Here is a 15,405-nt window from a genome sequence, read left to right on the forward strand (position 1 = left end):
ATTTAATCATTCTTTCACGTTTAAATAGTCTTTTCATTCATATAACGCCAATACCTTTTTGGTACATATTGCACATGAAGTTTCATATTTTGCCTTGCTGCAATATTGATACTCTTAAAATAATCCTTCCATAACTGATCATACAAAACTTCTTCATCATCTAACTCAATAGCGAAATTTTGGCTATGTCCTGTTTTTATATTTTGATCCATTTCTGATACATTCATATTGACTTGATGAACTTGTTTTAGATCATAAAAAATCCCGTACTGACGTTTTTCATCATAAATGAGCCATTTTTGATCTTGATATCGTTGCCTAAAATGTCGTTCGATCAAAGGCAAAACATTAAAATCAGGACGCACTAAACTTAAATAAAGTTGATCCTTACATTTTTTAAAGCGAACAAAAGCTTCCATTCGATGCTTTTCTCGACCTACTTGTTTCGCCCACTGTGATACAGCCAAAACATCACGATGCCCATAGTCCTGATCAATTCGATGCTTAGTAGAAAATGCGTAAATGCTATAAGCAAACAGATGTTGAAAAGCATCTACATTTTCAGATAAAAATGCATAATAAAAAGCAGCCAATCCCTGTTTGGATAGCTTTGATTTTAGGCCTTTCCAAACACGATCCGCTTGCGCCTCATTGGATGAAATAAAGATATTTTCATCAAATAAATTTGATTGATCATTTTGATTTTCGCTGACCATGACATCAAATTCTTTAAACTGAAACGCCCGAAACACACAGCATAAAAGCCCTGTCATCGTTCCATCAAAAATATATTTTGCCATTTTTAACGATATACTCGATTAACGATGATCATTTTAAAAACCCAAACTCAGTTGTGGCGAAAGCTGCGCAGTATATTTAGACTGCCCTGCTTGCAAAATTTGCTGGCGAATCTGAAAAGATTGCTGTTCTTTTTTAAATTGAGGCGTATCAGCACAGCGAATAAAATATTGTGCGCGGTTATAAGCAACGCCCATTTTCTTAAGCTGATCGATGTGAATTTTGGAAAATCGGCGTGCTTGCACGATTTTCTTTGCAGATTTTAATCCTATACCTGGGACACGTAGGATCATCTGATAATCTGCTTGATTAATATCAATCGGAAACATTTCAGGATGTCTTAATGCCCAGCTCAATTTTGGATCAACATCCAAATCCAAATTTGGATATCGCTGATCGACAATCTCCTCTGCGGCAAAGCCATAAAAACGCATTAACCAATCAGATTGATACAATCTATTTTCACGTAATAATGGCGGTGCTGAACCGATCATTGGCAGAGATTTTTCGTCTGAATTTATTGGAATATAACCAGAATAATAAACCCGTTTCAGCTTAAATTCTTTATAGTGGCGATCCGCCATCATAATGATATCTTGATCCGTTTCCTGATGTGCCCCAACCACCATTTGTGTAGTTTGTCCTGCTGGTACAAATTTGGGCACTGATTTAATTATTTTCCGTTCATCTTTAAATTGAATTAAACGATCTCGAACAATACCCAAATCTTTTTGTACTTCTTGATGAGTTTTTTCTGGAGCAAATTTTTTTAATCCATCCTCAGTCGGCATCTCCAAATTGATGCTCATTCGATCAACATATAAACCTGCTTCATGAATGATTTCTGCCGATGCGCCCGGTATGGTTTTTAGATGAATATAGCCGTTAAAATTTTCTTCAAGCCGTAATTTTTTAACAACTTGCAGCATTCTCTCCATTGTATAATCAGCAGATTTGAATATACCTGAGCTTAAAAACAATCCTTCAATATAGTTTCTACGGTAAAAATTAATCGTTAAATCAACAACTTCTTGCACAGTAAATGCCGCGCGTTTGACATCATTTGAGCGACGCGAAACACAATAAGCACAATCAAAAATACATACATTTGAAAATAATATTTTCAATAAAGAAACACAGCGCCCATCTTCAGTATAGCTATGACAAATGCCTGAGCCTGTATCTCCCAGTCCTTTATCTTTGTTTTTTCGATCGCTACCACTTGATGAACATGAAACGTCATATTTGGCAGCATCAGCTAAAATCTGTAATTTTTCACGGATACGATCAGACATGATTTTTAAATTTAACTAAAAAGATTAGTCATTATAAAAAAATCAATCCCAATTGTGATGCTGTTGATCTTTTATGCGACACGCTTTGACGCTTTACAAAAGATGTATTTTAAAGATATTTTTTAAATAAATAATGAAGATTATTTGCTTATTGCGCCATGGTTAGGCAAAGTAAAAATATATCAAGGGAGCGTTAACATGACTTTATTAGAAAGATTAGACATTAAACATCCAATTTTACTGGCACCGATGGCTGGTGTTTCCACCCCTCAGCTTGCCGCTGAAGTCTCGAATCAAGGCGGTTTGGGCTCACTTGGTTTAGGTGCAAATAGCGTCGAATCTGCTCGCCAACAAATTTTACAGACCAAAGAACTTACGGATAAACCCTTTCAAATCAACTTCTTTTGCCATCAAAGTGTTGAGCTTGATGAAAGCACAAATGCGCGTTGGATTAAGCATCTGGCACCACATTTTGAAAAGTTTTCTGCCACTCCCCCATCAGAATTGAAATGTATTTATCCAAGTTTTTTAGATAATGATAATTTTCTAAACTTATGCTTGGAAATGAAACCGAAAGCTGTGAGTTTCCATTTTGGTATTCCGCACCAATACCAAATTCAAAAATTGAAAGATGCTGGAATCCTAACGCTCGTATCCGCTACAAATTTGGCAGAAGCTCAAGCAATCGAAGAAGCAGGCATTGATATCATTATCGCTCAAGGTGTTGAGGCCGGTGGCCATCGTGGCATTTTCAATGCAAATATTGATGCATCTATCAAAACCTCAGATTTGGTTCAATTGATCAAACAGCACTGTTCACTTCCGATCATTGCAGCAGGTGGGATCATGAACGGCGCACAAGCACGAAGCATTATGCAATTGGGGGCGGATGCTGTGCAACTTGGAACTGCTTTTGTTCAATGCAAAAGCTCAAATGCCAATACTGCTTATCGTCATGCATTGTTTAATCAACCATTAACACAAATTACTTCAACCATTTCTGGTCGTCCAGCACGTGGCCTAATTAATCATTGGCATAAAGACATTGATCTACCAGATCGTATAACTCACGCTGCCTATCCTTATGCTTATGATTTGGCAAAACAACTCAACACTGCTGCATCTGCACATGCTGATTTTGCTTATGGCGCATTTTGGGCGGGAAGTAATGTTGCACAAATCCGAGAGTTGGAAGCGCAAGATCTCGTTAATCAATTGGTTTTAGAAATGAATCAGTTTTAAGTTGCTTTGATCCTAAAAAACCTTGAAATTACTTTACGATTTCAAGGTTTTCTTTATTTATATAAATTTTTAAAAACATGAATTTATTCAAAATATTTAATCATAAAATTTTAAATCAAATCAGCCTTTTATAAGCTCTGCTCAATCCTATAGACCCGTGTTTTGAGTCGACTCGAAATCAAATAGAGAAATAATGCGATGACGAGACTTAATGTGAAAATCGTCCACAAAACAAATTGCATCATCTTTTCTATAAGTTCGGCATTTTTCACTTGATCTTTCACACTCTGTGCAACTGGAGTGATGGCTTTTCCATAAACTTGTTGTTGCATCGTCCAGAGTTGTTCTGGGCGAAAACCATATTGATCAAACTTGGGATTTTGTCGTTCTGCATCAACCAACATTTGCAAATATGGTTTTGCAGTTGCTAGATCGGCAGGTTTATGCAAAAGCGCTGTTTGAGCGAGTAGATAAGCTTTAACATACTGATCTTCATTTGAATTTTGTAGATACTGTGCGATTTTACTTTGCTGAATATTTTGATCATATTGAGTCAATTCCGCATAGGCTTTTTCTTTTTTATCTTTCATATCGTATTGAACAAAACTCATGCCTGTCCAAACCAAGATAAAACACAGGAGCCAAGCCACAAATCTTAATACCAAAGATTTAAAACGCACTTTAAAAAAATGAAAATGTTTTAAGATCGACACTAAGATAAAGGCAGCAAAAAAACTGCCAAAGAACTTTAAAATCAGCCAACCAATCCATTTAAATAGACTGAAAATATAATCTGAATCACTTGAAAAATAAGATAAATCAAGATTCATCATTGCTGGAAAATAAAGCTGTTTGGTTTCACTTGCCAGTCCAAATAAACCAAAAGCAATATCATGCTGAAAATACAATGTAAAAATAGACAAAATACACAGGCTTAATGATGTAGTCGCGAACCACATCAGATGTTTTTGCCTTTTTTTAAGACTTACAAGGCGTTGTTCTACGCTTTGTAACTGAGCATTTTGCGATTCAGGAATGGACAAATACTACACCTCGCTGATCAAACTATTTTTTCTGCTCTATTTTTGCAGGACTTGCACCAATCACAAGTTGCTGCAAATTGTCTTGTAAATTGCGCAAACGTACTGTTGCTTCTTGACGCTTTTGCATGCCCTCTTTTTGGATTTGAATGACATCATTCACGGTATTAATCAAACTATTTTGAACGTGTTCGAGTGTTTCAATATCGATCACAGAACGCTGATTGGCTTTGGCTGTATCGACAGAATTTTGATGCAACAAATCAGCATTACGTTTCAATAGCTCGTTGGTTGCATCATCAATAGTATTTGCCAACTGCACACTATTTTTTTGCTCTGCCAAAGAGATCGCCAAACTAATCTGATTTTTCCAAGCAGGTAAAGTAATATTTTTAATTGCATAGAATTTATCAACTAACATTAAGTTATTTGATTGGATAATGCGGATCATTGGCAAAGTTTGCATTGCCGATTGCTGCAAAATATGCAAATCACTGACACGTTTTTCTAAGTTATTTGCCAAATGATTAAGGTCGTAAATCTGCTGTGTAGTTTGCTGATCTTGCTCAGGTTTGGCTGTTAATTCATGGATAAAGTCTTGAATTTCAGTTTGTTTAATTTTACCTGCCGCGATATAGATACCCAATTGCTTATATTCATCTTGCACAGCACCGAACATCTTATCCAAAGTGCCAACACGTGATTTTAAACCTGATTGCGATGTCTCGATTTCTTTGACCAATGCATCAATCTGTTCTTTAGTGGTGTTGAAATGCTGATCAAAATTTTGTTTTGCACCTTTAAATTTGCTCAATAAACTCCCTAAAAAACCACCAGATTTTGCTGGGCTTAAAATACTAGAGGTATTGAGTTGCTGAGCAACTTGCACCACTTGATTCAGTTTTTGACCCGTTTCGTCCAAGTCTTTATTTTTAACCAAATCAAGTAATTCATCAGTATATGTTGAGGTTTTAGTTGCGATACTTTTCCCATATTCAGCCACTGAAGTATGATTGAGATCATTTAACTCTTGATGCGCATTCATCACCTCATCAAAATCAGCATTTTCTAAGCCAATATCTTTCAGGTTTAAATGTCCAAATTTCTCCTCGCGCACTTCTTTTGAAGTTTGTGGAATCAATGCATTTTGTTGGGTTAAATCACTCATCATTTCACCTTATTTTTTTCTAATGAATCTTTTAATGCTTGAATCAAACGCTCTCTACTGATGTTTAATTCACTTAAATATTCATTTGAATCTGAATTATTTTTAAGTTTTAAATTGTATCGCCAAGCAGGGATTAAAACTTGCTCTGCTTCTTTATAACGATCAAGCAAATCATAGGACAATTGTTGTGATAATTGCATCTGTGTAATGGCAATATCATTACTGGTTTGCACAGTTTGTAAAGTGTTTATTTTCTTGGATAATCTTTCTTGAAAATTATTCAAGGGATGCTGATTGTTACTAAATTTTGGATATTCTTGCAGAAAATCTTGTGCTGCAACAATATATTTTGCCATTTGTTCTCGGTATCCAAGCAATTGTTGATAGCGAGATTGGGATTTTTGAATCTCTATATGCAATTTTTGACTCAAATGATTGGCTTGATCTATCAAAGTATCTAAAGCTTTAAAATATTTTACCTGCCCTGCATCAAACTCGATATCTAAACCCAACCATTTTTGTAATGCATTGAATTTTTTATTTTTTAGATATTTTTTCGAGTTGCTGAGTTGCCCAATAATTTCACTAATGACCTGACTCAACTTTTGCGTAAGCGCAGGATCAACGCCTTTAAGCATCACGGACTGTGCCTGAATCAATTGATCTGCATAATAGTTCATACGTGACTGATCATTGAGTAACGGAATCAGATCATTGCGCTGAATCGATAATATATCTTCACGCGCGATATCAAAACGATCTAATGGTGTTAATTCAATGAATTGCATAGTCAGAGCTTAATCAGTTGTAAATCAAAATAATAGTAATCATTAATTGAGGGTTTATATAGCAAATTGCAAATTTTTAAATATTATTTTTTGTTGCAAGCATTGCTCATATTTGAATGGATTAAAAAAGCCAGATCTTAATCCAGCTTTTTTAATGACTACTCTCAAATTTTGAAACTGTTTAACTATTTAGCTTTAGTCTTATAACGTCGGTAAGCAACTAAACCAGCTAGACCAAATAAGCTCCAAATCCCAAAACTACCGCCGCCCGAGGTAGCACTTGCACTCGATGCAGTATTTTTTAGATAAACAGTACCCGCTGCTGCAGACGGTGTACCATCTGCATCATATACATAGTATTTAAAGCTATAGTTAAATGGATCCAAGGTATTTTTCACAGTAATTTGGATTTTTCCACCTAAACACGTTTTTTTATTGTCTTTTCCTGGACATATACCAGAGCGCTCAGCTGTCACAGCAACTGAATCAGGGACAGAATCGACATTGATCGCTAAATCACGTCCTTGAGCATCAGTATAGTAAGGTTTTTTATTTGGTTTATCTATCAGGAAAGCCACGTTACCATCGCCATCATCATTGGTATTTTCCAATAAATTTACTGATATGCTTTGTAATGTGCCATGTTCAATCGTATAAGTTGCATCTTTGGCATATGGCGCAATGTTGGAAAAGTTTGCAATGACATAACCTGTTGATTTGGTCGCAGTGGCCGTACCTTGATCATTGAGCAAAGTCAAAGAATATCCACAGAATAATGAATCACCTGTTGCAGTAATATTGTCATCTGTTCGATACATTAAGATTTGTTCTAGATTTTTATCCCATTCACATTTAATTTTATCTTTGTCAGAATTTGTTCCATCAGGTATGAAAACATTTTTATCACTTAAGCGTCCTTTACCTAGAGGCCATGTATCTACTTGATAGTTTTTACTTGATAGATATTTAATCTCACGACCATTATTTGAAAGGACTTTTTCGGCAGGCATACTTGCTGCAAATGGATCAGCAAAGATTGTACGATATTTTTGGTCTGATTTTACATACTTGATCCAATTTGTGTATTTCTCAGCCTGTTGTTTGTAATACGGTAAAAAATCAGGGCGAGTCGCTGGATTGTTAATGAGATCCGTAAATTTAGTCTGATATTCGGAGAAGCCTTTAAGCAAGTCCACTACATCATCATTTGTTTTGGCGATATTAGCTGCTGTCAAACGGATCAGCTCAGTAGAACCAATATCACATGTATTTGGATCGGTTGCACCTTCTGCCACTCCTGTAATCGTACGTAAAATGCCACGTTGATCAGCATTCGTACCACATTGTGTTGATCCTACATCAACTAGATCTGTGTCGTTTTTATTGTCCACAGGAAAATACATTTGCATAAATGCAGTATATGCAGAAGCAGGTTGTAATGTACTTAAGACACTCGACATCGGAACAACACCACTATCAGGACTTAAATTTACAACTTTATCTTTAGAATTTTTAATATCTTCATCAGACAGTTCACATTGATCAACACCCTCTGCTAAAACAAAGGCATTCCAAAACAATGATAATTGACTTGATTTATTATCCTTCAAACCTGTATCGGCATAACGACACGATTTACCAGACTTGTTATAGGCAATCACATTGTTATTTAAAGCTTTTCGACCAATATTGTTATAAAGCAACGTTGCCCAAGCTGTATTTTCTACAATGGTATTATTTAACAGTGTCAAAGTCGCATTTACACTTAAAGCAATCTTGCCACGTGGACTATTTGAGCTAAACTGTAAAATGGTACCGTTTGTTGTGTTTACAGTATTTTGTGCAATCGTTGCATTTGAGATTACAGTCGTTAGTTTACCACACAGTGCCAAAGTCGAGTTGCTATTACTATCACCATTGCCAATGATACTGACACTATCCATGGAGAGATTACGCAAACCTATATCCAAATTATCCTGACAAGACATCGCGACGACGCTACCATCGACCGCATTGTTGGATAAGAAATTCCCTTTGGAAACTGTTAAATTACTATTCGGATTACTTAAATATATAGCACCTCCGGCCTTTGCTTTAGAGTTTTGAATGGTGACATTACTGAGTGATACTGCCCCCCCCATATATAGCGCCCCACCTCGGTCAGCACTGAAACCATCACTCAATACCATATTAGATAAAGTTAACAAAGGCTGGTTATTGATGGTTGTATTGAAAAGCCGGGTCTGACCTTTACCCGTAATGGTCGTTTGAGGAGCGATACTTGCTGGATATGTATTGGTGATCACATTGACGTTGTTGTAATCTAGTGGTTCTGCACCTAAAATCGTCATTGATGAGGTCGGTTGCAACTCTTTGCTTAATACATATTCACCTTTTTCGAGTTGAATAACATTTACACCCGTTGTTGGTTTACATCCACCATAAGACATATGCGTCGATGCAGCTCTCACAGCTTCACGCAGTGAACAGTTATTGGTATTTTCACCATCTTCATCAACAAAAGTATTCACATAAATTTTTGTATCTGGTGTATCTGCCATCACCATCATGGCAGATACAATGGTCAATCCAACCAAGCCTTTTTTATAATTTTTCATTGCTCTTCCCTAAACTTTCTAGCACTTTACTTTATATCTGCGTAGTACGATTAATCCAAAAAGTATACTTAAAGCGCCAATTCCTACACTACCACCTGAAGTTTTCACACTCTTATTTTCAAAAGTATTTGGCGGTGCCTGTACTATATTGACTGGTATAGTGATATACGGTGACTTAGAGTCATTAAATCGCATTGTTGTGGTAATCACTTGTAAATCAAATTCATCTGAACCATGCCAGTTGCCATTCGGCACATATTTAACCGTACCATCTTGGCTAATCGTCATCGTACCCTTTGAAGGTGTTGCATTACGCTGGATGATTTTGGCACAACCTGGTTCCCACGGTTTTCCAGTTGGATTATCACCCAATAAGCTTTGACATTGTTCAGGCATCAACAAATCACCATCGCTTAATATATCTGGTAACTTCATCGTTGCGGTTTCGCCATAGAGCAAATCCTCACCCATCGTAGGGATATTATCCGTACTCACTGTCAATTCTATTGCACCACGATCACACAACTGTTGATCATCTGGACGTTTTTTACCACGTTGATCCGATGCTACACATCTCATTAAATCTAATGCTTCTGGCGGAGGTCCTTTATTGACAATCGGTGAATCTGCAATACTTTTATAAGAAAGACTTAAACGTGGGCGGAAATACCCCCAAGTTGTAGAACTATAATTTGCAAATGGACAAAGCATACCTTCCGAAGTCACATCACATTCACCTTCAATCGATGAACCTGCAAATAGCTTGGCTGAACCTATAGCTTGGCCATTGGTTCCTGCACATCCTACTGAATATAAATTATTGGAAATTTGATCAGCTTTAAAATCCGCTGATTGCACTTCACAATCGGCGCTACCATTTTGAACTAAAATACTATTTACAACATAACTATAGTTAAATGGGGCATTGATCATTAAACCTGCGCTATTGCCAATCATAGTGATGTTATTGACCAGCATCGAATCGAAAACTTTGGCAACGTGACCCGTATTTTTAAAGATCGTCGTATTCCAAATCCCACGAGAATAAGCAGATGTAGTCGCAGATGATGTAGTCAATGCTTTGCTTGTTGCTTCGTCAAAAGCGACTTCGATATCAAACACTGCTGAATTATTATCAGTAACAGTATTATCTCGAATAACAGATGAATTGACGACATACTGCGCAATTTGCGTATAAATTACCGCACCCTGCTGTGCTGTATTGTTTTGGGCAAGGACATTTTGCAAAGAAACAAGGCTAAGCGGTTTTTTTTCATCATATAAACCTTCGTTATAGATTGCACCACCTTGAACAGCATAGCCTTTTTCTAGCTTGCCATATTTGATAATTAACTGATCTCTATTTAAAAATAGACCACCTTTATCGGCACAGTTTGCTTGACCACAACCTTGGAAGCTCACTTCTGAAAATTGTACGCTGATCGCAGCATCTGTTGTTGAGCCATCAGAAGGTGTACTAGTATCGGACTCAGTTGCATCTTTTGAAACAACGGGTACTGTTGGGTCTATCCCTTTACGATCAATGGTAAATAAACGATCTTTACCGACCATTTGGATCACCGCATTATTTTGACCTGGTATAACCTCAGTAGATGGCGTGGTATTTGCATCATAGATTGTATTAATAGTAACCGCTTTTGTGATCAATATTTGTTTATTGAGCTTATAAGTCTGATTACCTGTTAACTGAATGACATTGGTCGCATCTTTACCACCACAACCTTTATAACCTGCTTCAGGCATACCTTGGTTGACGTATTCGATTGCATGTCGAAGAGAACATTGAGATGTTTCGCTGTCATTATCTTCTGTTGTTTTTACAACAATAGCACCACTATATGCATGACCCGCAATACATAATAATCCTAAAACTATGCCCTGTTTGAGCATCTTAGTCTCCTTGATTTTTTTTAATTATTTCTTACGGTTCAGCCAAAAGCATCACCTAACATTCCATTTTTGCGTACTTTGTCACAGCTTAGCGATTAAAACAAGATAATTTATTGATGATACTCATCAATTAATGCATAAATTTGTTTCAAAGTTGCATTTGATAATTTTGTTTTTTCGCCTTTAAGTAATTTTTCAAGCTGTTCCACAGTTTGTAAGAGTGTACTTGTTTGGTGCGGACCATGTAATAGCAAATATTCCGTTATTTGACTGTCAAAATGGACACCCCGACGAGAAAGCACCGAAGTTAGTAGTGCATGTCGATCCGCATAAGAATGGCCACTAGGTACACGTACACTAACGGCTTGAGTGAGGCGGGATTGTAAATCTGGAAGTTCGAGTTTTAATTCTATAGGTGCAAAGCGTGATGAAAATACTAACTGCCCACCACCTTCATTGTTGCTATTAATCAGATGAAAGACAGCTTTTTGCCAGTGCGGCACTCCGCTAATCGCTTCAATATCATCTAAAGCCACCAAATCATAATTTTCCAATGAAGTAATGGCTTCAATTGGTGCATCTAAAAGTTCTAGTAAAGAAACTTTAATCGCTGATTTGCCAATTTCTAAATAAGAGTCGCAGATCGCAGAGAGTAAATGGCTTTTTCCTGTACCAGCGCCACCATAGATATAAAATCTATTCATCAGCCCAGCATGCAGTTGTCGAACAGCATCAATGACAGGCCCCCATCCCGGACCAGAAAAATCACTAATTCTGGCATCGAGTTGTGGTTCTATATCTAGCTGCAATTGACGCATAAATATATTAAATCCCTAAATTATTCTTGATCAGCTTTATCTGATTTCACAGTATCTTGCGTGTTTTTCAATTCAATATCAAGATCAAGCTGATCACTTTCAATGGAAATTTTGCTTGAAGAACCCACATTGTCTATTGAAACTGCAGCTGGACGATATAACTGGCTAGTTTGGTAACATTCTCGTACATGTTTTAGTAGAACAACAATCACTGCTGCTACAGGTAAAGCGATGAGCATGCCTAAGAAACCACCAAGTTGTGCACCTGCTAAAACTGCAAACACAACCGCTACTGGTGACAAACCGATTTTATCTCCAAGCAAGAATGGCTGTAGCACATAGCCTTCAATTGCCTGACCAATCATAAAGACCACACCGACCAACAATAAATGCGTCCAATCCAGTCCGAACTGAAATAATGAAGCGATAATTGCAGCAATAATCCCAACCGCAAATCCTAAATATGGAATGATACTCGCAAGCCCTGCGACCATCCCAATAATCAAACCAACTTCAATACCAATCAATTGCAAGCCAACAGCATAGACAATACCGAGTAAGACCATGACCAAGAATTGACCTTTTACAAATGCGCCTAGTACACTATGACATTCATGAACAATCGTCATCGTACTTTTTTCATATTGACGTGGAATCAGATCTTTCATACTCAACAGCATACGATTCCAATCGAGTAAAAAATAAAAGGCAATAATCGGTAACAGCACCAAAGTACCGCCAACCTGTATAAAGCTCCATCCAGATTGCAGAACTTTGAGCAGCATGGTTTGGATACTATCTACACTATAATTGGTCTGAACATAGTCCATTACAACTTTAGACAATTGATCTGTATCAATCTGCATGCGCTCTACATTGAAAGTCGAGGACACCCAAGGTAAAAATTTGTAATTAATCCAGTGAATCCCAGCAGGAATACTATCTCTGGCATAAACCAATTGTTTCCACACCAATGGTACAACGAACCAAATAGCCCAGATGAATACCAATAAAATTCCAAGGAATACGATTGCAATGGCTAACCAACGCGGTAAAAATTTTGCAAGCTTTTCAACCAATGGACTAAACAAATAAGCCATGAAAAAAGCGCCGACAAATGGTAGGACGACTGGCTTAAGTAAATACAAAACCCACAAGACCAAAGCCAGTCCTGCAAGTAAAAAAATTCGTTTCAATGTACGATCATGCATGCAATCTAGCCTTTTTTCAGTTTATTCGTTATAGAAAGCAAAAATATTTGAATAAAGATAGCATTTTAGCCGAGAAATAGCACAAGACTTTCATCATTTCAGGTTATAATCTGCCGCCAATGCGGAGACTTCATTATGAGCAACTCAACTTCTACCCCAAACACTGGTTTAAGCTATAAAGATGCTGGTGTCGATATTGAAGCGGGCGACGCACTGGTCGATCGAATCAAATCTGTCGCTAAACGTACTACACGCCCAGAGGTTATGGGTGGTCTAGGTGGCTTTGGCGCACTTTGTAAAATTCCTAAAGGTTATGAAGAGCCTGTATTGGTTTCTGGCACAGACGGTGTTGGAACTAAATTACGTCTTGCACTCAACTTAAACCGTCATGACACTATTGGTCAAGACTTAGTTGCAATGTGTGTAAACGATCTTCTTGTATGTGGCGCAGAACCATTATTCTTCCTTGATTATTATGCGACTGGTCACTTAAATGTTGATGTTGCTGCAAATGTAGTTACAGGCATTGGTAAAGGCTGTGAACTTGCTGGCTGTGCGCTTGTAGGTGGTGAAACTGCCGAAATGCCAGGTATGTACGAAGGTGAAGACTACGATCTAGCTGGTTTCTCAGTTGGTGTAGTTGAACAAAGTAAAATCATTGATGGTACTAAAGTCAAAGCAGGCGATGTTTTAATTGGCTTAGCTTCATCTGGTGCACATTCAAATGGTTATTCACTTCTTCGTAAAATCTTAGATGTGAAAAATGTTGACCTTACTCAAATCGTTGATGGTCGCCCTCTTGCTGATACAGCAATGGAACCTACACGTATTTATGTAAAACCTGTATTAGAACTATGCAAACAAGTTGATGTTCATGCAATGGCTCACATTACAGGTGGCGGTTTACCGGGTAACTTGCCACGTGTACTTCCAAATGGTGCACAAGCTGTAATCAACGAAGCTTCATGGGAATGGCCTGAACTATTCAAACTTTTACAACGTGAAGGCGGTGTAGAACAATTTGAAATGTACCGTACATTTAACTGTGGCGTGGGCATGGTGATTGCTGTTGATGCAAACGATGCGGATAAAACTGTTCAAGTTTTAAATGCTCAAGGCGAAAAAGCGTGGAAAATTGGTCACATTCAAGAAAATGCTGAATCAGTTGAAGGCGCAGACGAAAAAATTCGTGTGATTTTTGCATGATCAAAATTGCTGTACTCGTTTCAGGCAGTGGAAGTAATCTACAAGCCTTGATTGATGCAAATCTTTCAGGGCAAATTGTTGGGGTTATTTCCAATAAGCCTGAAGCCTATGCACTTGAACGTGCAAAAAAAGCTGGTATTGCCACTGCGACAATTGAACATAAACAATTTCCAAACCGTGAAGCATTTGATGATGTAATGCATCAACAATTGCTTGCTTGGGATGTTGATTTGGTTGTGCTCGCAGGCTTTATGCGTATTTTAAGTGCCAAATTTGTCAATGCTTGGGAAGGGAAAATGGTCAATATCCACCCTTCTCTTTTGCCTCATTACAAAGGTATGCATACTCATCAGCGTGTACTCAATACTGGTGATCGTCTACATGGTTGTACGGTACACTATGTCACCGCTGAGCTTGATGCAGGTCAAGCACTCACTCAAGGTGTACTCAGTGTAAATCAACATGATGACGCTTCAAGTTTGGCTGATCGTGTTCATGTCCTTGAGCACTTGATTTATCCTCAAGCGGTTGAATGGATTTGTAATGGTACGCTTGTGCATACAGATCAAGGTGTTTTATTTAAAGGACAGTCTTTAAATGCACCTGTGCAGTTTTGTAAAATTTAAAGATAACCAGTCAATTTAGGTTGGCTGGTCGTTTCTATAAAACAATCTTATAACCTTAAGTTTTTAAAACTAAAATTAAATTTGGATAATAGATACAAAGTATTTATTTAATTACCCTTGAATACAATTTACCTTGTTTATATAACCAAGCTTTATTAGTTTTAGGATCAAAATAACTACCTTGCCCCCAACTTCCTTCCATTTCTTCTTTCCAACTTTGACCATTATCATGACTTATAAATGCGATATCATCATATGAAGCTATACCCGTTGACTTCATTCCGATAATATAAAGCAGATTGTCTTGACCTACATAAAATGCACCCAATAAATAATTCTTACCAAATTTGTGTAATATTTTGATTTGATTATTTTCTAAAAAAATAAAATTAGAAACTTTAGCTTCCATTCCCGTATAGTATGCATCAAAGGGATAGACTTCAGTTAATAAATAAAATTTACCATCACCAGCAAGTTTTATATCTGTGACAAACTGATTATCAATAGTTGCGACAGGCTTCAAATTATTCAAATCGACTAATTTATCATCCCAAGGCACAGCGTATATTATGCTTTTACCCTTTCGTGCTTCAACTGGATCATGTACAAAACAAGACAAATATAGGGTTTTCGTTTTTTTATCAAAATAAAAGGCATCCCACTCAAGAGAAATATTTGGCATAT

Annotated in this window: 13 protein-coding genes; 3 read left to right on the forward strand and 10 right to left on the reverse strand. The window is 37.1% G+C overall.

Going from position 1 to position 15,405, the window contains the following annotated elements:
• Nucleotides 1-20: 20 nt before the first annotated feature.
• Complete coding sequence (locus F960_RS07575; RefSeq protein WP_004861656.1) at nucleotides 21-800, reverse strand: TIGR03915 family putative DNA repair protein; 780 nt, start codon at nucleotides 798-800, stop codon at nucleotides 21-23.
• Between the two features lie 33 nt (nucleotides 801-833).
• On the reverse strand, nucleotides 834-2,093 hold the full coding sequence (locus F960_RS07580; RefSeq protein WP_004861658.1) for a putative DNA modification/repair radical SAM protein: 1,260 nt from the start codon (nucleotides 2,091-2,093) through the stop codon (nucleotides 834-836).
• Between the two features lie 150 nt (nucleotides 2,094-2,243).
• Here F960_RS07580 and F960_RS07585 point away from each other — a divergent pair, with 150 nt between their 5' ends.
• Nucleotides 2,244-3,335: an NAD(P)H-dependent flavin oxidoreductase gene (locus F960_RS07585; protein WP_081401782.1), complete on the forward strand. Its 1,092-nt coding sequence runs from the start codon at nucleotides 2,244-2,246 to the stop codon at nucleotides 3,333-3,335.
• A gap of 128 nt (nucleotides 3,336-3,463) precedes the next feature.
• Here the strand turns inward: F960_RS07585 and F960_RS07590 are convergent, their stop codons facing one another.
• From F960_RS07590 to cxpE, 7 genes are all read right to left on the reverse strand, one after another.
• Nucleotides 3,464-4,378: a hypothetical protein gene (locus tag F960_RS07590; protein ID WP_004861661.1), complete on the reverse strand. Its 915-nt coding sequence runs from the start codon at nucleotides 4,376-4,378 to the stop codon at nucleotides 3,464-3,466.
• Nucleotides 4,379-4,400: 22 nt separating this feature from the next.
• Nucleotides 4,401-5,543: a toxic anion resistance protein gene (locus F960_RS07595; RefSeq protein WP_004861663.1), complete on the reverse strand. Its 1,143-nt coding sequence runs from the start codon at nucleotides 5,541-5,543 to the stop codon at nucleotides 4,401-4,403.
• Nucleotides 5,543-6,331, reverse strand: a complete 789-nt coding sequence (locus F960_RS07600; RefSeq protein WP_004861665.1) for a hypothetical protein — start codon at nucleotides 6,329-6,331, stop codon at nucleotides 5,543-5,545. Before F960_RS07600 ends, F960_RS07595 begins: the two co-directional genes overlap by 1 nt.
• A gap of 185 nt (nucleotides 6,332-6,516) precedes the next feature.
• Complete coding sequence (locus F960_RS07605; protein WP_004861667.1) at nucleotides 6,517-8,949, reverse strand: CSLREA domain-containing protein; 2,433 nt, start codon at nucleotides 8,947-8,949, stop codon at nucleotides 6,517-6,519.
• 18 nt (nucleotides 8,950-8,967) lie between these two features.
• The gene (gene rbtA, locus F960_RS07610; protein WP_004861670.1) at nucleotides 8,968-10,860 is read right to left on the reverse strand and encodes a rhombotarget A; all 1,893 of its coding nucleotides are present in this window, start codon (nucleotides 10,858-10,860) and stop codon (nucleotides 8,968-8,970) included.
• Nucleotides 10,861-10,970: 110 nt separating this feature from the next.
• The gene (gene hda / locus F960_RS07615) at nucleotides 10,971-11,678 is read right to left on the reverse strand and encodes a DnaA regulatory inactivator Hda (RefSeq protein WP_004861672.1); all 708 of its coding nucleotides are present in this window, start codon (nucleotides 11,676-11,678) and stop codon (nucleotides 10,971-10,973) included.
• A gap of 20 nt (nucleotides 11,679-11,698) precedes the next feature.
• A complete protein-coding gene (cxpE, locus tag F960_RS07620; RefSeq protein ID WP_004861673.1) occupies nucleotides 11,699-12,889 on the reverse strand; it encodes a chloramphenicol efflux transporter CxpE in 1,191 nt (396 codons plus the stop codon).
• A 135-nt stretch (nucleotides 12,890-13,024) separates the two neighbouring features.
• Here cxpE and purM point away from each other — a divergent pair, with 135 nt between their 5' ends.
• A complete protein-coding gene (purM, locus tag F960_RS07625; protein ID WP_004861675.1) occupies nucleotides 13,025-14,095 on the forward strand; it encodes a phosphoribosylformylglycinamidine cyclo-ligase in 1,071 nt (356 codons plus the stop codon).
• Nucleotides 14,092-14,721 (forward strand): phosphoribosylglycinamide formyltransferase, encoded by a 630-nt coding sequence (gene purN, locus F960_RS07630; RefSeq protein ID WP_004861676.1) that lies wholly within the window; start codon nucleotides 14,092-14,094, stop codon nucleotides 14,719-14,721. Before purM ends, purN begins: the two co-directional genes overlap by 4 nt.
• A gap of 103 nt (nucleotides 14,722-14,824) precedes the next feature.
• Here purN and F960_RS07635 read toward each other — a convergent pair whose 3' ends face one another.
• Nucleotides 14,825-15,403, reverse strand: coding sequence for a hypothetical protein (locus F960_RS07635; protein ID WP_004861678.1), 579 nt, complete (start codon nucleotides 15,401-15,403; stop codon nucleotides 14,825-14,827).
• Nucleotides 15,404-15,405 lie beyond the last annotated feature (2 nt).

The organism is Acinetobacter gerneri DSM 14967 = CIP 107464 = MTCC 9824, from assembly GCF_000368565.1.
Lineage (GTDB): Bacteria > Pseudomonadota > Gammaproteobacteria > Pseudomonadales > Moraxellaceae > Acinetobacter > Acinetobacter gerneri.